Here is a 21,911-nt window from a genome sequence, read left to right as displayed (position 1 = left end):
CGGCCACGCTAGGACGGCCGCCTCCTGCACTCCAGCTAAAGAATCTGCATCACCGTTAGAATCGCTTATGTCGCTCGACCCGGTCCAGCTGGCGACGTTCCAGGCCGTCGTCACCCACGGCAGCTTCGGCGCCGCCGCACGGGCGATGAACGTCACCCCGTCGGCGGTCAGCCAGCGCATTAAAGCCCTCGAACAGGCCGTCGGGCAGGTGCTCGTCCGCCGCACCCGGCCGTGCGTGCCGACCGCCGCCGGTGCCCCGCTGGTCCGCCTCGGCGGGCAGGTGGCGCTGCTGGAACAGGAGGCCCTCGACACGGCGCGCGGCACGCTGGGCGACGGCACCCGCACCCGGGTCGCCGTCGTGGTCAACGCCGACTCCCTCGCCGGCTGGTTCCTGCCGGCCCTGACCGCCGTGCCCGACGTGCTGGTCGACCTGCACACCGACGACGAGGGGCACACCGCGCGGCTGCTGCGCGACGGCACCGTGATGGCGGCGGTCACCACCGAACGCGTCGCCGTGCAGGGCTGCCGGGTGCTGCGCCTCGGCGCGATGCGCTACCTCGCCGTCGCCGCACCCACCCTGCACGCCGCATGCTTCGCCGACCGCGACCCCACCACCGTGTTCCCGACCGCGACGATGATCCGCTTCGACCGCAAGGACACCCTGCAACACCGCTTCGCCCGGGCGTTCACCCGCCGCGACATCGACCCGCCGACGCACTTCGTGCCGGGGACGGCCGCCTTCACCGAGGCGGTCCGGCTCGGCCTCGGCTGGGGCCTGCTCCCCGAAACCGTCGCCCGCCCCGACCTCGCGGCCGGCCGCCTCGTCGAACCGGCCCCCGGCCGGCACCTCGACGTGCCGCTGTACTGGCAGTACTGGCGACTGGAGTCGACGGCGCTGGCGGCGCTGACGGCGGCGGTCCGGGCCGCCGCCAGCACCGCACTGCGCTGACGGTGAGCGGGGCGGACCCCGGCGGGACTCCGCTCAGCCGGTCGCCCGCCCGGCGACGAACGTCCTGCGGTACACCTGCGGCGACACTCCACTGAGCCGCTTGAACTGGACCCGGAACTGCGCCGGTGAGGCGAAACCGACGAGATGGGCGATCCGGTCGACGCCGTGGTCGGTGCGTTCCAGCAGCTCCTGCGCCCGGCGGATACGTACGGCGGCGATCCACTGCATCGGGGTACGGCCGGTCTCCTCGTGGAAACGGCGGTTGAGCGTACGCACGCTGAGCCCGGCCCGGGCGGCCACGTCGGTCAGGGTCAACCGCTCGTCCGCGTGCGACTCCCACCATTGCAGGACCGGGCCGAGACCCACCCCGGCGGGGTCCACGCCGGGACGCACGATGAACTGCGCCTGCCCGCCGTCGCGGTGCAGCGGGGCCACGGCCTGCCGGGACGCGTCGGCGGCGACCGTCGCCCCGTGGTCCCGGCGGACCAGGTGCAGGCACATGTCCACGCCCGCGGTCGCCCCGGCGGAGGTGACGAACTGGCCGGTGTCGACGTACAGCACCTCCGGGTCCACCCGGACGGCCGGGTACGTCGCCTGCAACAGTTCGGCGGCGGCCCAGTGCGTGGTGGCCCGCCGGCCGTCGAGCAACCCGGCGGCGGCCAGGGTGAACGCGCCCACGCAGATCGAGGCGATCCGGACGCCGGCGGCGGCAGCCGCCCGCAACGCGTCCAACACCGCGCCGGGCACCGGCGCGGTCGGGTCGTAGCGGCCGGGCACGATGACGGTGTCGGCGTCGGCGAGCGCGTCGAGGCCGTGGTCGACGGCCAGCCGCAGTGGGCCGGCGTCGACGACCGGCCCGCTGCCGCAGACCAGCACCCGGTAGCCGGCCCGGCCGCCCGGCAACCGCACCCGGCCCAGCACCTCGATCGGGGTGGCCAGGTCGAACGCGATAGTGCCCGGCAGCGCCAGGACCAGCACGGTGTGCACGGTGGCACCTCCCGGAAGCGACGACGCACGGCAAGAAACAGTCGGACGATGGCAATCCTGCCACTGGCCGGGTCGGGCGGCGAGGCCGAGGATCGGTGGCATGTTGGTACAGATCGTGTTGTTCGACGGGTTCGACCCGCTCGACGTCATCGCGCCCTTCGAGGTCCTCGCCGCCGGCGGCGACACCGTCGGGGGCGCACTGACGGTGGAACTCGTCTCGGCGCAGGGCCCGAGGGAGGTGGTCAGCGGCACCCGGGGCCTGACGCTGCGGGCGACCGCGCCGCTGGACCCGACCCGGCCGGGCTACGTCGTGGTGCCCGGTGCCAGCGGTCCGAGCACCGGCGACCCCGACGAGGGCGTGGTGACCATCCCCGTGCTGCTGGCCCGGTTCGCCGACTCGGCGGCCGTACCGCTGCTGCGCGCCGCCCTCGACAACCCCGACGTGACCGTGGCGGCCGTCTGCGGCGGGTCGCTCGCCCTGGCCATGGCCGGCCTGATCGAGGGCCGCCACGCGGTGACCCACCACCTCGGCATGGACGTGCTCGACGCCACCGGCGTACACGCGGTGCCGGCGCGGGTCGTCGACGACGGCGACCTCGTCACCGCGGGCGGCGTCACCTCCGGCCTGGACCTCGGGCTGCACATCCTGGAACGGGAGTTCGGCCCCCGGGTCGCGCACGCCGTGGAAACCCTCTTCGCCTACGAGCGACGCGGCACCGTGTGGCGTGCCGCCGGCCACCTTCCCGTCCCGGTCTGAGGAGAAACGGTGGCACACCCCGTCATCGGCACCTGGGACGTCAGCCTGAAGACCCCCATCGGCACGCTCCGCGCCACCTACGTCTTCCACGACACCGGCGGGGTGCCCGCCGGCACCGCGTCGACGGCGGCGGAAACCGTGGCGCTGACGGCGGTGACCTGCGCCGACGCCCGGGTGACCTGGCGACAGTCGGTGACCCGCCCGATGCGCCTGCACCTCGACTTCGACGTGCTGGTGGACGGCGACACCCTGGCCGGTCACTCCCGCGCGGGTCGGCTGCCCCGCACCGTGGTCACCGGCACCCGCCGTTCAGCCGGCAGTTGAGGACCACCGTCCTGCGCATGACGGGCTTGTCCGGGTCGGCGGGGTGAGCCCGGGACCAGGACCGATGATCTTCGGGGGGCGACCCGGCAGAACGGGGGGAGATCCGTCGAAGCTCATCACGTGCCTCCTGAAGTCGGTCTTATGGTGGGAGGTGGATCAGGCGGCGGGGATGCCGACGACCTCGACGTCGACGTCCTCGGTGCGCAGCGCCTTCACCGCCCGGTAGAGCGCCACCTGGGCGAAGGTGAACAGCGTTCCGACGGTGACCGGCCGGCCGCTGCCCAGGGCGATCGCGTAGATCACCTTGCGGGGGCGGAAGCCCGCGCCGATCTCCCGGCCATTGGGCTGCCGCCGGACCAGCTCGGCCAGTCGCTCCCGGGCGTCCGCCTCGTAACGCAGGGCGTCCACGGAGGCGGCACCCTGAGCGAAGAGATGGCTCAGCGGGGAGCTGCCGGAGGCGCGCTTGACGTGGATCAGCTCGCCGTCCGGGCCGAGCAGGTCACACGCCTCGATGCCGCGCCGGTGCTGGGCCGTGCGCAGCAGCTTCTTGTCGAGCAGGACCAGACGGGGGTCGCGGTCGGCGGCGGCCCGGTTGTAGGCGTCCTCGTCGGGAAGATCGGGCGTCCACGGCGGCAGGGCGATGCCACAGGGGCGGGCCAGGATCTCGGCGATCTCCTGGTGCAGGAACTCGCGGTGCCGGTCGCCGATCTCGTACCAGCCGCCCTCGTGCAGCAGCAGGTGACTCGTGCCGACCGCCACCTCGGCGGTGATCCAGCGGGAGGCCGGCGTCGAGAGCAGCTCCTCGGTGCCGCGCTCGTCGGTGTGCAGGGTGATCCGTCCCCGCTGGAGCCCGGACCACCGGTCACCGGCGGGCACCCGACGGGTGTGGGCCAGCAGGGCCGGCAGGTTCAGCTCGTCGACGAGCGAGGTCCGCCGCCCGGACCTCGGGACCTGGATCCGGTAGGACCGCACCGCCTCGATGTTGTCGACGAGACCGCCGGGGACGGCCACCCCGAGCTGCGCCGGATCCGGCTGGCCCAGCCGCGCGTCCAGCTCGGCGGTGAGCGCGGGCAGCCGGGGGTCGCGGGGGGAGACCGGCCGGATCTGGGTGACGAAGGCGAGGTCGGCCAGCGGGGACACCTGCCGGCAGACCCGGTCGATCTCCCGCAGGTCGGCGAGCAGCCCGGTGGGCTGCACGGCGAGGTGGATGCGCAGCGCGTCGCCGCCCTCGATCCGGGTGGGCCGGCCGGTGCGGCGGCACACGGTCAGGTTCGGGTTGTGGGTTGGTCCGCTGAGCTGGCCGACGATCTCGCCCCACTTGTCGATGCCGAACTTGCGGATGGGCTGTCCGGCCGGGACGAGGCTGCGGTCGACCCGTCCAGCGGTGCCGATCATCCGCCGCCGGACCTGGCGGATCTCGCTGGGCAGCAGCGCCCGGACGGCGAAGGAGACGCCGAACGTCGGGTCGACCACGCCCTGGTCGATCATGTGCCGGCCCAGCGTGCCGTAGGCGAGGGCGTACGCCCGCTCGTCGACGGCGAGCAGCAGCAGCCCGCCCCCGCTGCTGTGACCGAGGTCGACCTCGCGGCCGGTGAGTGCGGTGAGGACGTCGCACCAGTCGGCGCGGGGGCGGGGCACCGTGCCGTGCACCAGCAGGGCGGGTGCTCCGGCGACCTGCCGGGTGCTGACCGGGAAGCCGCTGTCCACCAGGTACTGACGGTTGAGCGCCCGGGTGAGGCCGGTGGCGGTCGGATCGACGCGGAGCCGGTAGACCGTCGTCAGGTAGGTCTCGGGCGGCGGTGCGGGCACCGGGTGCGCGAAGAGCGGGGGCTGGGTGTTGCCGGGCCGGCGGGAGTCCTCCCGGGCGCCGGGACGCGTGCCCGGACCGGTGGTGCGGTGGTGCTGGGCGTGACGCATCGTCGATCTCCTCGTCGTTTCGCGTGGTGTTGCGGTGAACATGAGAACATTATATGTGAACGCCGTCAATGAACGTGGTGCTTGACGGCTGTGGCACACTGCGAAAATGCAGGAGACAGCGACCATGACCGCAGCGGAGATCGCCCGGCTTGCCGGGGTCGGCCGGGCCGCCGTCAGCAACTGGCGCAAGCGGCACCCCGACTTCCCCGCCCCGGTGGGTGGCTCGGCGAACAGCCCGGAGTTCGCCCTCACCGACGTCGAGCGATGGCTCCGCGACCAGGGGAAACTGCCCGACCTTGCCCCCGCCGAGCGGCTCTGGCGGCACCTCGCGGCGGCCGGTGGCTCCCCGGTCGCCGCCCTCGCCGCCGTCGGCATGCGACTGCTCGCCCACCACCGCCCTGCCCGGGACACCACCCCACCGCCCGGTGCGCCACAGCCCGACGCGGCGCCGCCAGCCGTCCCGTGGCCCGCCGACCAACCGGCCATGGGTCCACTCCCCGCCACCCTGCTGGCCGACATCGACGCCCTCGCCGACGACCGGGGAGCGCCGGAGGCCTTCGACGAGCTGTGGCGGTGCTTCTCCGGTCCCGGCCCCGGCCGGCCCCTCGCCACCCCGGACGACCTGGCCGACCTGATGGCCGGGCTCGCCGCCGTGGACGGCGGCACGGTGCTCGACCCGGCCGTCGGCTCCGGGGCCACCCTGCGGGCCGCCGCCCGTGCCGGCTGTGCCGCCGCGTACGGGCAGGAGATCGACGCCGACCTCGCCGCGCTCGCCGGCCTCTGGCTGGCCCTACGGGACGTGCCGGGCGAGGTGCGCACCGGTGACTCGCTGCGTGCCGACGCGTTCGCCGGCCGACAGGTCGACGCCGTCGTCTGCCACCCCCCGTTCGGGGCCACCAACTGGGGCGACGACGAACTGGGCCACGACCCGCGCTGGATCGTCGGCACCACCCCGCGTACCGAACCGGAGCTGGCCTGGGTCCAGCACGCCCTGGCGCACCTGCGGGTCGGTGGGCACGCGGTGCTGCTGATGCCGCCCGCCGTGGCCAGCCGACGCGCCGGCAAACGCATCCGCAGCGAACTCCTGCGCCGGGGCCACCTGCGTGCGGTGATCGCGCTCCCGCCGGGGGCGGCCGGGTCGCACGGCGTACCGCTGCACCTGTGGGTGCTGCGGCGGGCCGCGCCGGACGCGCCACCCCCGGCCCGGATGCTGCTGGTCGACGCGGCCGGCGGCGACCTGGCCGAGACCGCGCCCCGGGTGCTGGCCGCGTGGCGGGAGTTCGACGCCGCGCCGGACGACGAGGTCGACCAGGTCGGTTTCGCCCGCACGGTTCCGGTGATCGAGCTGCTCGACGAGGACGTCGACCTGACCCCCGCGCGCCGGCAACCGGCAGTCGGCAGCGAGGTGACGGGGGAGCAGTTGGTACGCACCCGGGAGCGGCTGACCGCCGTCGTCGCCGCGCTGCCGGAACTGATCCCGCAGGCCTCGCCCGGGGCGGGAGGGCCGCAGGGACTCACCCTCACCGTCGGCGAGCTGGTACGCAGCGGCGCGCTCCAACTGCTCGGCCCGATCCGCTCCGGCCCGGCCGACAGCTCGTCGGGGCGGACGTCCGGCTCCGCGCCGGTGGTTGTGCCCGACGGTCCGCCGGTGCTCACCGTGTCGGACGTGCTGGCCGGGGTGCCCGCCTCCGGGCGGGTCGACGACCGGCTCGGGCAGCGGGTCCCGCTGGCGGTCGGGGACGTGGTGGTGCCGATGGTGGCGCGGGAGCTGACCGCCCGGGTGGTGACCGCCGAGGGCGACCTGCTGGGGCGCAACCTGTATCTGCTGCGGCCCGATCCGACGCGGCTCGACCCGTGGTTCCTGGCCGGGCAGCTCCGCACGACGACGAATGAGCGGCAGGCGTCGAGCCTGTCGGGGACGCTGCGGCTCGACGTCCGGCGGGCGCAGGTGTGCCTGGTGCCGCTGGACGCCCAGCGGGCCTACGGGGAAACGGTCCAACGGCTGTTCGCCTTCGAGTCGGCCATCCGGCAGACGGTGTCGCTGGGAGCCGACCTGGTGCGGCTGACCGCCGACGGGCTGGCCGCCGGTTCGATCCGGCCGGACGGGTCGGCCCGGTGACACGGCTGACCGGCGCGGCCCGGCGCGGGCCCTCGCCACCGCAGGGGTGCGTCGTCGGATATCCGACCCCGAACGGGCGTGGCGACGGTCATCGGCGCGAACCTGGCAGATCGGGCGGGTCGGATCGGTCGACCCCGTCAGCAGGGGCGGCTGCCGGCAGCAGCGGTCCGCGCCCGACGATCCGGACGAAGGCGGGTCATCTGTCGGTCATCGCCCGATGACACCTGGTCGACCATCGCCCCCGGGTGGGGGAGCGCGGGCGGCGCAACCAACAGCCATAATCCTTGACTCAACGCAATCGGAAGGAACGTGGTGAGCACGAAGCACCAGGAGTTGGCGGGCTTCATCTGGTCGGTGGCGGATCTGCTGCGGGGTGATTACAAGCAGTCCGAGTACGGCCGGGTGATCCTGCCGTTGACCGTGCTGCGTCGGCTGGACTGTGTGTTGGCGCCGACGAAGGACGCGGTGCTCGAACGGCACCGGCAGTTGAAGGCGTCGGGTGTGCAGAATGTGGATCCGGTGTTGCGGCGGGTGGCCGGGTTGTCGTTCTACAACACCAGTGAGATGTCGTTCCGTAGGTTGCTCGGTGACCAGGACCATGTGGTGTTGAACCTGCGTGCCTACATCGGTGGGTTTTCGCCGGGTGCGGTCGACGTGTTGGAGAAGTACGGCTTCGACACCCAGATCGGCCGGTTGGCCGAGGCGGGCCTGCTGTACCAGGTGGTGGCGAAGTTCGCCGACATCGACCTGCACCCGGACGTGGTGTCCAACCACCAGATGGGTTACGTCTTCGAGGAGCTGGTGCGCCGGTTCTCCGAGATCAGCAACGAGACCGCCGGTGAGCACTTCACCCCGCGCGAGGTCATCAAGCTGATGGTCAACCTGCTGCTCGCCCCCGACGAGGAAGAGCTGATCACGCCCGGCATCGTGCGCAAGGTGTACGACCCGGCGTGTGGGACCGGTGGGATGCTCAGTGAGGCGCAGGAGCACATCGAGGCGCACAACGCGCACGCCACGGTGGAGGTGTACGGGCAGGAGCTGAACGGGGAGACGTACGCGATCTGCCGTTCGGACATGATGCTCAAGGGTGGCGACCCGACGAAGATCACGTTCGGCAACTCGTTCAGCCAGGACGGCCACGACGGGGAGCGCTTCGACTACATGCTGGCCAATCCGCCGTTCGGGGTGGAGTGGAAGAAGGTCGAGAACTACGTCAAGGCCGAGCACGCCCGGGGTCACGCGGGGCGGTTCGGTGCCGGGCTGCCCCGGATCAACGACGGTTCGCTGCTGTTCCTCCAGCACATGATCGCGAAGATGAAGCGCCCCGAGGACGGCGGCAGTCGCCTCGCGATCGTGTTCAACGGTTCGCCGTTGTTCACCGGGGCGGCCGGGTCGGGGGAGTCGGAGATCCGCCGCTGGATCCTGGAGAACGACCTGCTCGAAGGCATCGTGGCCCTGCCCGACCAGCTCTTCTACAACACCGGCATCTCCACGTACTTCTGGATCCTCACCAACCGCAAGGACGCGTCCCGCCGCCGCAAGGTGGTGCTGCTCGACGGCCGCGACCACTGGACCAAGATGCGCAAGAGCCTCGGCGACAAACGCAAGATGCTCACCGACGACCACATCGCCGAGCTGACCCGGGCCTACGTGGACGTGCTGACCATCGCCGACGACCCGGAACACCCGCAACACGCCAAGGTGAAGGTCTTCGCCACCACCGACTTCGGCTACCAGCGGATCACCGTCGAACGCCCGCTGCGGCTGCGCTTCGAGGTCACCGACGAGACGGTCGCCCTGCTCGCCGAGGCGCGGGCCGTCCTCAAGTACGCCGACCGCGAGTCGCTGCTCGTCGGGGCCAGGTCCCTGATCGGTACGTCGTCCGCGACGCGCGCCGAGTTCGCGCTGCGGCTGAACGGGCTGGGGAAGCTGCCGGCGGCGGTGGAGAAGGCGGTGTGGGAGGCGTTCTCGGTCAGCGACCCGGAGGGGGAGGTGCAGACCGACCGCAAGGGTAGGCCACTGCCGGACACCGACCTGCGCGACAACGAGAACGTGCCGCTCGACGAGGACATCCACGACTACCTCAAACGCGAGGTTCTACCCCACGTCCCCGACGCCTGGATCGACGAATCAAAGACCAAGATCGGGTACGAGATCCCGTTCACCCGCCACTTCTTTGTCTACCAACCGCCGCGTTCTCTTGCTCAAATTGACTCTGAATTGGGGGCACTCGAAACGGAGATTCAGCAGTTGCTCCGTGAGGTGACTGGATGATGGATGAATGGCGTAAGGTACCCCTGTGGACCTTGGTATCCGAGGTTCGCTCAGTAGTGGACCCGGCAAGCCTAGGCTCAACGGTCTTCCACTACAGCATCCCTACGCTGGAGGCCAGCGGCGATGGGCAATTGGAAGACAGTTCGGAGATTCGCTCCGCGAAGCTTCGCATTCGGGGCGGCGAGGTCTTGATCAGCAAGCTCAACCCCCGTAAGAGTCGGGTCGTGATTGCTTCGCCTTCGGGTAATCCTGTTGTCGCTTCCACGGAATTCGTGGCGCTGCGTCCGCAGGGCGTTGATCCTCGTTTCCTTTATTACCTCCTTTCGTCGGAAATGACCCGTCAATCGCTTGACGCTCGGGTTCAGTCCGTTACTCGGAGTCATCAGCGGGTGAGTCCTGAAGATATTATGCGTTTAGTTGTATCGGTTCCCGAGCGTGGGGAGCAGCAGCGGATCGCGGACTTTCTTGATTTTGAGCTAGGTCGCACGGAGGCACTGAAGGGTGCGAAAGAGTCCCAGATCGAGTTGCTGAGGGAGCGGGCTGAGGCGGTTGTCGCTTCGGAGATTTCGAAGCTGTTCGATGAGTATGGGTCGGTTCCTGTTCGGCGTGTCTGGATCGGTATCGAACAAGGGTGGAGTCCCCAATGCGAAGAAATCGATGCTGAGCCGGAGGAGTGGGCCGTGCTGCGGACGAGTTCGGTTAGCTCCGGTGTCTTCAACCCGTTGGCTCATAAAAGGCTCCCGGCTCACGTTAAACCGGATCTTCGTTATGTGATTCACGACGGCGACCTCCTGCTGACGCGCGGGAGTGGCTCCCCGACCATGGTTGGAATCGCTGCGGTTGCCGACACTGGCCAACGCCGGCTGTTGCTGAGTGATCTGCTTTACCGGCTGCGGCTCCATGCTGAATGGCCGGCCTCATTCGTGGCGGCAGTCCTAGGCGCCCGTCCAGTTCGCGATCAAATATCGCTGTTGCTTCGAGGACAGTCTGGTCAGACGATTAAGCTCCGCGGTCAGGACGTGGGTGAAATCCTAATCCCACGGGTTCCGGAAAACATGCGCGCCATGGTGGCAATGGAAGTGGCGTCCACCCATGCGACACACAATCATGCGGTCGGAAGGATTCGTGACGGTCTGAATTTGATGCGGGAACGTCGGCAAGCATTGATTACAGCGGCCGTGGCAGGGCAGGTCGACCTTGCAACGGCGCGGGGGGTGCAGCCGTGAGTTCCGCCGATCAGGAACAGCCGTTCGAGGGCGCCATCGAGAGTGCCTTAGCCGGCCTGGGCTGGTTGCGAGCCGCAACCAGCAACTTCGATAGCCGAGTAGGGCTCGACGCCGCTGAGTTGTTCGCGTTCGTCAGTGATACACAGCCGGACGCGTGGGCGCGGCTGCTGGCGTACCACGGGAACGACCCGGATGTGGCGCAGCGCGAGTTCGCGCAGCACCTCGCCAGGCAGATCGACGAGCGCGGCCCGCTCGACGTCCTCCGCCGGGGCGTCAAGGACAAGGGCGTGCTGATCCGGCTCGCCTACTTCAAGCCCGCGCACGCCATCACCGACGACGCGCTCACCCTCTACCGGGCGAACCGGCTCACCGTCACCCGGCAACTCGCGTACTCGACAAGCAACAACAACACTCTCGACCTGGTGCTCTTCGTCAACGGCATCCCGCTGGCGACCGCCGAGCTGAAGAACCCGCTGACCGGGCAGACCGTCGAGGACGCCAAGGAGCAGTACCGCAGGACACGTGACCCGAAGGAACTGCTCTTCGCTCGGCGTACCCTCGTGCATTTCGCCGTGGATCCTGACCTGGTCTTCGTCACGACGAAGCTGGCGGGGGAGAAGACCCGGTTCCTGCCGTTCAACACCGGGTCCAACGGGCCGGGGGTGTCCGGCGGTGCCGGAAACCCGCCCGTCGGGGCGAGCGGCTACCGCAGCTCCTACCTGTGGGAGCAGATCTGGCACCCGGACACCTGGCTGGACCTGATCCGCCGGTACCTGCACACCGACCGGGAGTCCCAGGCGCTGATCTTCCCGCGTTACCACCAGTGGGATGCGGTGACCCGGCTGACCGAGCACGCCGCCCGGCACGGCTCCGGCCACAACTATCTCGTCATGCACTCGGCCGGGTCGGGCAAGTCGAACACCATCGCCTGGCTGGCGCACCGGCTGTCCAGCCTGCACACCGCGCACACCCTCGACGAGGACGCCCGCGCTACCGGGCTGCACCCCGACGAGGCGGTCTTCGACAAGGTCATCATCATCACCGACCGGGTGGTGCTCGACCGGCAACTCCAGGACACGGTGTTCCAGTTCGAGCACGTGCCGGGTGTGGTGCAGCGGATCGACAAGGACTCCGCCCAGCTCGCCGCCGCCCTCCAGGGCGAAACCGCCAAGGTCGTCATCACCACCATGCAGAAGTTCCCCTACATCCTCAACCAGGTGCAGGGGCTGCGCGGCAAGCGGTTCGCGGTCATCGTCGACGAGGCGCACTCGTCGCAGTCCGGTGACTCGGCCGCCGCGTTGAAGAAGGTGCTGCTCCGGCTCGGCAGCGACGACGTGGACGAGTCGGGCGACCTGCTCACAGCGTCCGCGCTGGCCCGGGGGCGGCACCAGACGCTGTCGTACTTCGCGTTCACCGCCACCCCGAAGGCGAAGACGCTAGAGCTGTTCGGCACCCCGCACCCGGTCACCGGCGACGCGCAGCCGTTCCACACCTACTCGATGCGGCAGGCCATCGAGGAGGGCTTCATCCTCGACGTGCTGCGCAACTACCTGACCTACAAGTCGTACTGGAAACTGGCCAACGCCAACCCCGACGACCCGGAGGTCGACCCGAAGAAGGCCGGCGCGCAGCTCGCCCGGTTCGCCAGCCTGCACCCCACCATGCAGGCGCAGAAGGCCGAGATCGTCGTCGAGCACTTCCTCAAGCACACCGCGCCGCGTCTCGGCGGGCGCGCGAAGGCCATGGTGGTCACCGCCTCCCGCGAGGGCGCGGTCCGCCTGCACACCGCCATCAGGAAGTACGTCGAACTGCACGGCTACGCCGGCTGTGACTCCCTCGTCGCGTTCTCCGGAGAGCTGGAGGTCGACGGCGTCGAATACACCGAGGCCCGGGTCAACGGCTTCGGCGAGGGCGAACTGACCGACCGCTTCGCCTACACCGCCGCCGACGACAGGCACGCCGGCACGCCCAAGGCGAAGCAGCCGGTGGAGTACCGGATCCTGGTGGTGGCCGAGAAGTACCAGACCGGCTTCGACCAGCCGCTGCTGACCACGATGTACGTCGACAAGCTGCTCAAGAACGTGGCCGCCGTGCAGACCCTGTCCCGGCTCAACCGCACCCACCCGCTCAAAACCCAGGGCGACGTGTTCGTGCTCGACTTCGTCAACGAGGCCGGCGACGTCGCCGCGCACTTCCGGCCGTACTTCGAAACCGCCGCCACCACCCCCACCGACCCCAACCTGCTCTACACCGCGCAGCACGCGGTGACCGGCTACCCGGTGCTCGTCGAGTCGGAGATGCAGGCGTACGCCGAGGCGCTGCTCGCCGCCGAAGCCAAGGCCACCACCGACACCGGCCTGCAACGGGCGCACGCCGCGCTCTACCGGTTCACCGAACCGGCAGTCGACCGCTTCAAGGCCCTGGCCGAGCAGGACCCGGAGGCCGCGACCGGCTTCCGGTCCGCGCTGCGCGACTACACCCGGATGTACGCGTTCCTCAGCCAGGTCGTGCCCTACCACGACGAGGACCTGGAACGGCTCTACCTGTACGGCCGGGCGCTGCTCAACCGGCTGCCCCGCCAGCAGGACCCGTCCGTCGACATCGGCGAGGTGCAGCTCACCCACCTGCGGGTCAGCAGGACCGGTGAGCACGACGCGTCCCTGTCACCGGAAGGTGAGCAGATGCTGCCCGGCTTCCTCGGCGGAGCGGTCGGCAGGCAGAACGACCCCGACCGGGTGGCGCTGTCCGAGCTGATCGACGCGTTCAACGACCGCTTCGGCATCGGGCTGGGGGAGGCCGACAAGGTCTGGGTCGAGCAGCAGATCGTCGCCCTGGCCGAGGACGGCACCCTCGAAGCCGCCGCCATGGTCAACGACGAGAGCAACTTCGGCGTGGTCTGCGACAGGCGGATCGAGGACGTCATCCTGTCCCGGCACGACGACAACGGCAAGCTCATGCAGCGCTACCTCGACGACGAGAGCCTGCGCTCCCAGCTCAACCAGTTCGCCCGCCGGCAGGCGTACCAGATGATCCGCCGCCGCAAGGGCATCGCCTGACCGCGTTCGTGAAAGGAGGACGGGTGCCCCCGTCCGACCACCCCTTCCACCTTTGGGTAGCTCGTGACACTGTGTCAACAACGATTGCCCCGCACAGAATTCGGGTGAACGGCAGGGCAAATTTTCGCAAGCAGGGAAACGTTAGTTTCCTTATGCTTCATGAATCGTCAGGTAGCAATGCGTCCGACAGGCGGTTGGGTTGGCTAATTGTTCTGACTGCCGTCGGTATTGCCTACGCTTGTTTTTCGGGCGAAGAGCCCCGTTGGGGAATGGTGCTGATTGGTGTCGTTGGCGTTTTCTGCTTGGTGCCGGTCGTGTTGTCCGATGCCCCGGACAAAGCGAAAAAAGTAAAGCCGTCGCTGCAATCGCTTCCGAGTGGCACTAGGGTGCTGACCAGGTTTGACGAGCGCCGAGCGTTCGACGATCTGCAAACGCTGGCGGATCGGATTGACAAGACACTGCCGGCTTTGGCTGGACTGGTCGATTCGAGGGACGCGGCTTCGCTGGTGGCGCAGAGCCTCTGGCAGGGTGCTGGGATTCTCGCACGGAAGCAGGAGATTCGGGGCGTCCGAGAGGACCTCGCGAAGCATGGTCATCCTGGCTCCCCAATGACGAGCCGTGCCCGGCTGGAGCTCCAAAGCCAACAGGCGCGGGCTGGCGCGCTATGGCGCGAGGTAAACGAGGATCTCGCCACGCTCGTGTCGCAGTTGACGGTGACCGCAGAGGCCGGTGAGGCGTTCGTCCGAGACAAAGAAATCGATGACACTCTACAGCGCACTGCCGATGCCATTAACAAGCTGTCGCTTGATGTTTCACCTATCGAGGCCAATGCCGGAGAGCAACTTGCTGACAAAACAACGGCAGTGTTGACCGCCTACCGGGAACTGAGCGAACTATACGGCGGCGGAACTCAGTCGTGACGACGGTGGGGTGCTGATGCGGGCGCAGGAGCGGGTGGCGGACCGGTACGAGCTGACCTATCCGGTCGGTCACGGCGGGATGGGGGAGGTGTGGGCCGGGTTCGACGAGAAGCTTGACCGGCCGGTGGCGATCAAGTTCCTGCGGCAGCTCACCGTCCCCGAGAGCGAGCGGGAGAACGCAGTCGAACGCTTCATGCGGGAGGCCCGGGTCACCGCCCGGCTCGACCATCCGGGGGTGCCGAGCGTCCACGACGTCGGCTACCACGGTGACGACATCTACCTCGTCATGCAGCTCGTGCCGGGGATGGTGCTGGCCGACCTGATCGCCGAACGTGGCCCGCTGTCGGTGCCGTGGTCCGCCGCGATCGGTGCCCAGATCTGCTCGGTGCTGGCCGCCGCCCACGTGGCCTCCCTCGTGCACCGGGACCTCAAACCGCAGAACCTGATGGTCACCCCGACCGGCGCGGTGAAGGTGCTCGACTTCGGGGTTGCCGCGCTGCTCGGCCCCACCGACGGCCCCCGGCTCACCGCCACCGGGCACACCCTGGGCACACCCACCTACATGGCGCCCGAGCAGGCCCTGAGCAGCGTGGTCGGCCCGCGCGCCGACCTGTACGCGCTCGGCTGCGTGCTCTTCGAAATGCTGACCGGCAGCCCGCCCTACCGAGCCGACAACCCCCTCGGCATGCTGCACCGGCACCTGAACGACCCGGTCCCGTCGGTCGCCGAGCACCGGGCCGGCGTGCCCGACGGGCTGGTACGACTCGTGACCCGCCTGCTGGCCAAGGACCCGCAGCACCGACCGGCGTCAGCCGCCGAGGTGTACGAGATCCTGACCCCCTTCGGCAGGGTCGCACCGGAGATCGCGGCCGACCTGGCGGTCGCCGTCGCCGACGGGCAGGTCGTGGACCCGACCATGCCCTACCGATACCCCTTCGGCCCGGTGCCGCAAAAGGAACCGGTGCCGCCGACCCGGCGGGACGTCGTGCCCCGTCTGGTGCCGGCGGACCTCGTCCAGCCACCCTCGTTCGAGGAGCTTGCCGAGGCGCAGGACCGCGCCTGGGAACTGGCCGAGCAGGAGCGCTTCACCCAGGCCGCCGAACTGCTCGAAACGGCACTTCGCCCAGTAGGGAGAGGGCGCGCAGCGAAACAGCCGCAGATGCTGGAGTTGCGGCTCAACCTCGCCAACCTCTACGTGCTCGCTGGCGCCTACCGAGAGGCGCTGCCCGAATTCGCCAGCCTCGTCGTTGACCTCGCTGAACGGCCAATGCCAGACCAGGAGTTGATCTGGTATTGCCGTCAGCAGGCGGCAATGTGTCAAGCCGAACTCGGCGAGGCAGGCACGGCGTTGGCCGAGATGCGCCTGCTCTTGGCCGAGCAGCAGGGCAACCTGGCGACAGACGAGCTTTTGCCGATCCGGCAGCAGATTGCCATTCTTGCCGCCGGAGTCGGTGAGATCGCGCAGGCTCAACTTCAACTCGACGAGTTGCTTCAGGACGTGATCCGACTACATGGCCTCGATAGTCCGCTGGTGAGTGAGATAGAGACACTACTGAGCCATCTCCGTCGGCTCGACGGCGGTGATGGTCGTGGAGCGCCACGATAATTGAGAGAGGTAGCCTCTATGTATGAGCTGAAGGACGTGCTCAAGCAGTGCGTCGAGCGCATCCAGCGGTATCGACAGCAGCGGACGCGCATACCTGAGCAGAGCACCAGGATGAGCTTGATCGATCCCGTAATTGATGCGCTCGGGTGGGATATCCATGACTTGGAAGAAGTTCACCCCGAGTATCGCCGACGAGGCGTCGACAACCCCGTCGACTATGCGTTGCTGATATTGCGCACCCCACGGTTGTTCATCGAGGCGAAGGCGCTCGGTGAAAACCTTGACGATCCCCGCTGGGCAAATCAGATTATCGGTTACGCTGCGTCAGCAGGTGTCGAGTGGGTCGCTCTTACGAACGGGGCCGAATGGCGAGTTTACAACGCGCACGCACCGGTACCGGTCGAGCAGAAGCTCTTCCGTGTTGTAAGCCTGGAGTCCGACCTCGATGCGGCATCGGAGCTGTTATCCCTTCTTAGTAAGGAGAACATGGGGCAGAATCGCATCGAGGAACTCTGGAGGGGGTATTTTATCGATCGCCAGGTATTGGCTGACCTACTTGACCTCTTCGGTGATGGAGAGCCGGCGCCAGAACTGGTGGGATTACTTGACGACCGGCTGCCCCGCCTCACCCGCAACGAGATCCGTTCCAGTCTGATCCGTGCCCGTGCCTCATTTGACTACCCGGCCCCAACGATGCCGGTGCGCTCCATTGGTGCGGCGAATCCTGCAACATCTCTGACGGCCGAAGGGCCTGTCACGATGCGAACGGGTTCTTCCAAGTCGTCAGCAGACGGAGTAATCCCACCACGTCGGTCCAAGCGTGCAGTCTCTCACACTGAACGATCGATCAAGCTGGCCGACATTATCCGGGTTGGTCGACTATCACCAGGAGCAGAGCTCTATGCCCGATACAAGGGCGTGTCCTACACCGCCGAACTTCTCGCCGACGGCACCGTCCGTTTTGGTGGTCGCCCGTTTCCCACACCATCCGCCGCCGGCCGGGCGCTGAAGATCGACGCGAACGGACCTGGAACGCCTGAGACTGTTCTGGCCACAGATGGCTTGGACTTTTGGTCCTCGAAGGACGCAATACGAGGTGACATTGCCTCGCTCAAGGAGATCCGCCGTAGGACTGCCGACAGAGAGGACGGGTAGCTCAACAGAGGGCGTCGTAGGTCAGGTCGAGCGCTGTGACTCCGGCTTTGCCGTGTCGGCTACGAAGACGCCCAACCCTTGCCTGCCGATGAGTTCTCCGGCCTCGATCATGGAGTCGACGGCTCTCCGGACGGTCGCAGAACTCGTGGAGTGCTGGTCCATGAGTTCCCGGGTGGTTGGGATCTTGTCGCCGGGCTTCAGCAGCCCTGCCTTGATCCTCGCCCTCAGATCATCGCGGATTGATCTCCAGAGGGGTTGGGCGTAGGGCATACGCCGATGTCATCACCGGCGAACCGACAGTAGACGAGCAACCCAAGGTTTGCTAGGAATGCTAGAAAAACCTAGTAGGCTTCGGGCGACACGGGGAGGCGGCATGGGTAGGCGGTGGAAGTGGTTCCTGCGGTCGGGGACGGTCGCGGTGGATCTGACCGGGCAGGTGGTGCCCGACGGGAACGGACCGGGGCGCTGGCGGCGCAGGACGGTCGAGGGCGTCGTACCCGATGGGGTGGTGACGTCGCGGTGCGACGGCGCGCTCGGTGACGCGCGGCGGGCGGGGGAGATGCCGAACCAGCGCGCGGACCGCTACCGGGTGCGGGTGCCCCGCCAGGGACGGCGGGCGGGTTCCGATGGTTGAGGCCACCGGCTCGTCCGTGCCGCGCCGGCACCTCGGGCGGGTGCTGCGGGAGCTGCGCATCGAGGCGTGCATGACGCTGGACGCGGCGGCCGAGGCGCTGGAGTGCAGCCGGCACAAGATGTGGCGCATCGAGAGCGGCCTCGGCATGGTGCGCGCGGTCGACGTACGGGCCATGTGCGAGCTGTACGGGGCGCGGCGCGCGCTGACCGCCGCACTGGTCGCGCTGGCCGGCGAGACGCGGGGGAGGGGGTGGTGGCACGCGTACGGGGACCCCGTACCCGAATGGTTCGACCTCTACGGCGGCCTGGAGTCCGCCGCGTGCCGGCTCCGCGAGCACGCCGGGGCGCTCGTCCCCGCCCTGCTGCAGACCCGGGCGTACGCCGCCGCGACCTGCCCGCGCCGGCCCGGCGCGACCGGCGAGGAGCGGGAACAGCCGGTCGAGGCGCGGCTGCGGCGGCAGGACCTGCTCCGGCGGCGACTGCCCCGACCGCCGCGCTACGAGGTACTGCTCGCCGAGGCGGTGCTGTTGCGGGAGGTGGGCGGCGCGGCGGTGACGGCCGGACAGCTCCGGCACCTGGCGGAGGCGAGCCGGCTGCCGCAGGTGTCGATCCGGGTGCTGCCGCTGGCCGCCGGAGCGCACGACGGGGCGCTCACCGGCTCGTTCGTGCTGCTGGAATTCCCGCTCGGCCTGCGCGCCGACCCCGACCCGCCGGTGGTCTACCAGGAGTCGTTGACCGGGGCGCTCTACCTCGACCGGCCGGCGGAGTGGGCCGCCTACGAGCAGGTCTGGGCGGGCCTGGACGGGGTGGCCCTGGACGAGGAGGAGTCACGCCGGCTTATCCTCACGATCGGCGAGGAGCTGCACCCCGGATGACCGTGGAGCCTCGACGAGGATGGGGCCGGTGAGGCACGCCGGCATTCGTGTCGTCGGCGCGGCGCGGACGGAGACCCCGACCCGTCGGGTGCGTGCGGAAGGATGGGGGTATGCAGAGCTTCCTGACCCCGGAGCAGATCGCCGACCGGACCCGGCGTGCGGTCGACGCGGCCGTCCACGCCGGACGCGCACAGGGACTCGACGTGACCGACCCCCGCGTGCTCTACGAGGCCTTCTCCGTGGTCGTGCACCTCGCGCCGTCGCCGGTCGTGGCCCGGGTGCCCACGGTCCTGCCCGCCTACGCGGACCTCGACAGTGTGGCCGGTCGGCAGCGGGCGGAACTGGACGTGACGGGATGGCTCACCGAGCGGGGCGTGCCGGTCATCCCGCCCAGCCCGCTCGTGCCCCGCGAACCCGTCCGGCACGACGGCTTCTCGATGACGTTCTGGCAGCTGATCGAGCTGGCACCGGCTGGGGAACCCGACTACGTGGCGAACTGTGGCCTCGTACCCGAACTGCACGCCGCGCTGCGTGACTATCCGGGTGAGTTGTCGTTCCTGTCCGCCGCCGAACCGCAGTTCGTCGAGGACGGCCTCGTCGCGCTCGACGGCCAGCCCGAGCTGATCGACCCGGCGGACCTGGACCGTGCCCGCCGCGAATGGCAGGTGCTGGCACCACTCGTACGATCCCGCGAACTGTTCGAGAAGACGTTCCCCGGGGTCGACCTCCAACCCGTCCACGGCGACTCCCCGGTCGTGAACATGGTCGCCGGGGTGGACGGGTACCGCTACGCAGACTTCGAGATGGTGACGCTGGGGCCCGTCGAGTGGGACGTCGTCGGTGTCGGACCTGAGGGGGAAGCCGCCTACCGGAGTGCGGCGCAGCGCCGGAACCTGCGGGACCTCGACGAGGGGGTACTGCGCTTCGTGGCGGCGGTGGGGATGCTGCGGGGCGTCGCCTGTCTCGCCCTGGCCCCCCAGCTGCCGATGCTGGCGGACGCCCTCGGCGGCATGCTCGACCAGTGGCGGTCGATGCCGTTCGCCGGAGGGCTCGGCTGAGCGGGTGATCCCGCGTCGCTGGCTGTCAGGTTTACGACGCGACTGCGGCCGCCATCGATGCAGATGGTGATGTGCGCCCGCTCCCTGGCATCACCGACCGGGTGAAAGCGCAGGTCAGCGACGGCTGCGGTGGCGTTCTGCCCGGCCACACACGAGTGACGGCTGAGCCGCGAAGTGGTGTTGCCCCGCCGGTCACCGATCTGGTTGTCTTGCCGACCTGTAGTTCGCTGCCGGGACCACGGAGCCCTCGAAGGAGAAGCGTGCCGCAACCCCTGACGCTCACCGAGATGCTGGCCGTCCTCGATGATCCCCGGTCGATTTCCGACCTGCACGGTTACTACCTCGGCACCGGCGGCGAGACGTTCACCGGCGGACAGTTCGACCAACTCGGGGGTGGCGGCAGCCGTCCCGAGACGGCCGGCGCCATCACCGCCGAGGACCTTGTCGCCGTGGAACTGCTGCGGGTGCGGGTGCCGCCGCAGCAGGCGCTCGACCTGTTGCAGGGGCCGCTCGGCGAGCGGGTCGCCGCCGAGTTGGAGAGGATTCCGGTCGACGTGGCGCTGGGCGCAGACGAGGCGTACCCCCTGGTGGTGGCGGGTGGTCCCGCCGACACCGCCTGGCGGGCGCTGCGCAACGCGACGGGCATCGGGTGGGTCGTCGCCGGCAAGCTGCTCGCCCGCAAGCGTCCGAAGCTGGTGCCGGTATACGACGCGGTGGTGTCCTGCGCCTACCGCACCGGCGCCGGCTTCTGGGAGTGGCTGCACGGCAGGCTCCGCGAGGATGAAGGCGTCCTTGTGCAGCGGCTGCACGCACTGCACAAGGATGCGGGCCTGCCCGAGGCGGTGAGCCTGCTCCGCGTCCTCGACGTGGTGTTCTGGATGCGGCACCGCCCGGTGCACAGCGGCGACCACTGTGCCGGGATCCGTCTGCCGTGAGCCAGGACGAACGACATTTCACGATACGCATCAGGGGTGGGACGCCGCAGGCGAAGGCGGCGGGCAAGCGGCGCTCCACCGACACCTGCCGATGACGGCACCGAGTTCACGCGTTCGTCCGACGCAGTGCATCTGCGTCAACTGCGGCGACACCGTCCACGGCCGGGCGAACACCCGCCAGCGTGGGCCCGACATCGCCTGGTACGTCCACTGCCGACCCTGCGCGGACCTGGTCGCCGACCAGATGCAACCGCTCGGCCTGCTGCCGGGCGGAGGCGTCGACATCCACCGGTGCCGCACCTGCGGAAACCTCCGGGTCTGCCGTACCGGCTGGCGGACCCGGTGTCACCTCTGTCTGGACGAGCGGTCCGCCGGCCCGAGCCTCACCGCCGGGGCACGCCTGCTGACCCGGCTGCCGGACGAACCCGCGCTCGCCGAACGGGTACGCCGCTTCGCCGGCGTGGCCGACACCGACACCATCCCCACCCTGGCCGCCGCCGAGTTCCAGGCCGCGATCGCCCTCGGCGAGGAACTCGACAGCCACCGCCGCGACGGCTGGACCGACCTGGCCGGTGACGTCCACGGCCTACCGTGGTACGGCGCACGGCAGGCACCCTTCTCCCACGGGACCTGGGGCCTGCACCTGCGCTGCGGCTCGTGGCAACGGCTGCGCGACCGCACCTGCGCCCAGTGCCCACCCGAGCCCGAGGACCGCACCTTCGCCGCGCTCCGCGACACGCCGTACCTGCTGTATCTGGTGCGACACCGCGGACTGCTCAAGTTCGGCGTCGGCGGGGCGAGCCGGGTACGGCAGCACCTGCGGGCGGGTGCCCAACTGGTGGAGGTCGTCGAGGGTCGGCACGCGGACGTCATCGAGGCGGAAGCGGTCCTCAAGCGGCAGAAGCGGGCGGCGGGGGAGCCGTTGCGCTGGTGGCGTACCCGGCGGATGCCGGAGTCGTTCGGAGCGGGCACCGAAGTGGTCCGCACCGGCGTACGGATCAGGCTCGGCGACTACCTGCGCGACGGAATCGACGTGACCGACCGCTTCACGAACACGCCCGGCACGACGCGGGACAGTACCTGACGATTTCGCTGTTCTATCGGGCGAGTGGAATGGTGA

At 69.4% G+C, this 21,911-nt stretch carries 18 protein-coding genes; 15 read left to right on the top strand and 3 right to left on the bottom strand.

Annotated features, from left to right (window positions below; all coding sequences use genetic code 11):
• Positions 1-67 precede the first annotated feature (67 nt).
• A complete protein-coding gene (locus ACN268_RS06345) occupies positions 68-949 on the top strand; it encodes a LysR family transcriptional regulator ArgP (RefSeq protein ID WP_421482206.1) in 882 nt (293 codons plus the stop codon).
• A 33-nt stretch (positions 950-982) separates the two neighbouring features.
• Here ACN268_RS06345 and ACN268_RS06340 read toward each other — a convergent pair whose 3' ends face one another.
• Positions 983-1,936, bottom strand: coding sequence for a GlxA family transcriptional regulator (locus ACN268_RS06340; RefSeq protein WP_421482204.1), 954 nt, complete (start codon positions 1,934-1,936; stop codon positions 983-985).
• Between the two features lie 100 nt (positions 1,937-2,036).
• Here ACN268_RS06340 and ACN268_RS06335 point away from each other — a divergent pair, with 100 nt between their 5' ends.
• Positions 2,037-2,693, top strand: coding sequence for a DJ-1/PfpI family protein (locus ACN268_RS06335; RefSeq protein ID WP_421482203.1), 657 nt, complete (start codon positions 2,037-2,039; stop codon positions 2,691-2,693).
• A 9-nt stretch (positions 2,694-2,702) separates the two neighbouring features.
• Entirely contained in the window at positions 2,703-3,017 is a 315-nt protein-coding gene (locus ACN268_RS06330; RefSeq protein WP_421482201.1) for a hypothetical protein, read from the top strand.
• A gap of 156 nt (positions 3,018-3,173) precedes the next feature.
• On the opposite strand, the gene ACN268_RS06325 is transcribed toward ACN268_RS06330, so the two are convergent.
• Entirely contained in the window at positions 3,174-4,934 is a 1,761-nt protein-coding gene (locus ACN268_RS06325) for a DUF6119 family protein (RefSeq protein ID WP_421482200.1), read from the bottom strand.
• A 106-nt stretch (positions 4,935-5,040) separates the two neighbouring features.
• On the opposite strand from ACN268_RS06325, the gene ACN268_RS06320 reads away from it, so the two are divergent.
• The 7 genes from ACN268_RS06320 (at position 5,041) to ACN268_RS06290 (ending at position 17,290) form a co-directional block, all read left to right on the top strand.
• A complete protein-coding gene (locus ACN268_RS06320; protein WP_421482199.1) occupies positions 5,041-7,053 on the top strand; it encodes an N-6 DNA methylase in 2,013 nt (670 codons plus the stop codon).
• A 312-nt stretch (positions 7,054-7,365) separates the two neighbouring features.
• Positions 7,366-9,327, top strand: a complete 1,962-nt coding sequence (locus ACN268_RS06315; RefSeq protein WP_421482197.1) for a type I restriction-modification system subunit M — start codon at positions 7,366-7,368, stop codon at positions 9,325-9,327.
• On the top strand, positions 9,324-10,553 hold the full coding sequence (locus ACN268_RS06310) for a restriction endonuclease subunit S (RefSeq protein WP_421482196.1): 1,230 nt from the start codon (positions 9,324-9,326) through the stop codon (positions 10,551-10,553). Before ACN268_RS06315 ends, ACN268_RS06310 begins: the two co-directional genes overlap by 4 nt.
• A 119-nt stretch (positions 10,554-10,672) precedes the next feature.
• Positions 10,673-13,609: a type I restriction endonuclease subunit R gene (locus ACN268_RS06305; RefSeq protein ID WP_421482195.1), complete on the top strand. Its 2,937-nt coding sequence runs from the start codon at positions 10,673-10,675 to the stop codon at positions 13,607-13,609.
• Positions 13,610-13,713: 104 nt separating this feature from the next.
• Positions 13,714-14,529 carry a hypothetical protein gene (locus ACN268_RS06300; protein ID WP_421482194.1) on the top strand — a complete coding sequence of 272 codons (816 nt, stop codon included), beginning with the start codon at positions 13,714-13,716 and terminating at the stop codon, positions 14,527-14,529.
• A gap of 16 nt (positions 14,530-14,545) precedes the next feature.
• Positions 14,546-16,135 carry a protein kinase domain-containing protein gene (locus tag ACN268_RS06295; protein WP_421482193.1) on the top strand — a complete coding sequence of 530 codons (1,590 nt, stop codon included), beginning with the start codon at positions 14,546-14,548 and terminating at the stop codon, positions 16,133-16,135.
• Between the two features lie 18 nt (positions 16,136-16,153).
• A complete protein-coding gene (locus ACN268_RS06290; protein WP_421482192.1) occupies positions 16,154-17,290 on the top strand; it encodes a hypothetical protein in 1,137 nt (378 codons plus the stop codon).
• Positions 17,291-17,311: 21 nt separating this feature from the next.
• Here the strand turns inward: ACN268_RS06290 and ACN268_RS06285 are convergent, their stop codons facing one another.
• Positions 17,312-17,560 (bottom strand): GntR family transcriptional regulator, encoded by a 249-nt coding sequence (locus ACN268_RS06285; protein WP_421482191.1) that lies wholly within the window; start codon positions 17,558-17,560, stop codon positions 17,312-17,314.
• A 103-nt stretch (positions 17,561-17,663) separates the two neighbouring features.
• On the opposite strand from ACN268_RS06285, the gene ACN268_RS06280 reads away from it, so the two are divergent.
• The 5 genes from ACN268_RS06280 (at position 17,664) to ACN268_RS06260 (ending at position 21,875) form a co-directional block, all read left to right on the top strand.
• Complete coding sequence (locus ACN268_RS06280) at positions 17,664-17,924, top strand: hypothetical protein (RefSeq protein ID WP_363653327.1); 261 nt, start codon at positions 17,664-17,666, stop codon at positions 17,922-17,924.
• A complete protein-coding gene (locus ACN268_RS06275) occupies positions 17,917-18,798 on the top strand; it encodes a helix-turn-helix domain-containing protein (protein ID WP_363793214.1) in 882 nt (293 codons plus the stop codon). The genes ACN268_RS06280 and ACN268_RS06275 overlap by 8 nt, the downstream gene beginning before the upstream one ends.
• 110 nt (positions 18,799-18,908) lie before the next feature.
• Positions 18,909-19,856 (top strand): hypothetical protein, encoded by a 948-nt coding sequence (locus ACN268_RS06270; RefSeq protein ID WP_421482190.1) that lies wholly within the window; start codon positions 18,909-18,911, stop codon positions 19,854-19,856.
• A gap of 260 nt (positions 19,857-20,116) precedes the next feature.
• The gene (locus ACN268_RS06265; protein WP_421482189.1) at positions 20,117-20,791 is read left to right on the top strand and encodes a DUF6308 family protein; all 675 of its coding nucleotides are present in this window, start codon (positions 20,117-20,119) and stop codon (positions 20,789-20,791) included.
• 91 nt (positions 20,792-20,882) lie between these two features.
• Positions 20,883-21,875, top strand: a complete 993-nt coding sequence (locus ACN268_RS06260) for a hypothetical protein (RefSeq protein ID WP_421482188.1) — start codon at positions 20,883-20,885, stop codon at positions 21,873-21,875.
• The last annotated feature ends 36 nt before the right edge of the window (positions 21,876-21,911 follow it).

The organism is Micromonospora sp. WMMD735 (genome assembly GCF_049178995.1).
Taxonomy (GTDB): Bacteria; Actinomycetota; Actinomycetes; order Mycobacteriales; family Micromonosporaceae; genus Micromonospora; species Micromonospora wenchangensis.
The sequence above is the reverse complement of the archived record's forward strand: the minus strand, read 5'-3'. Positions and strand labels throughout refer to the sequence as shown.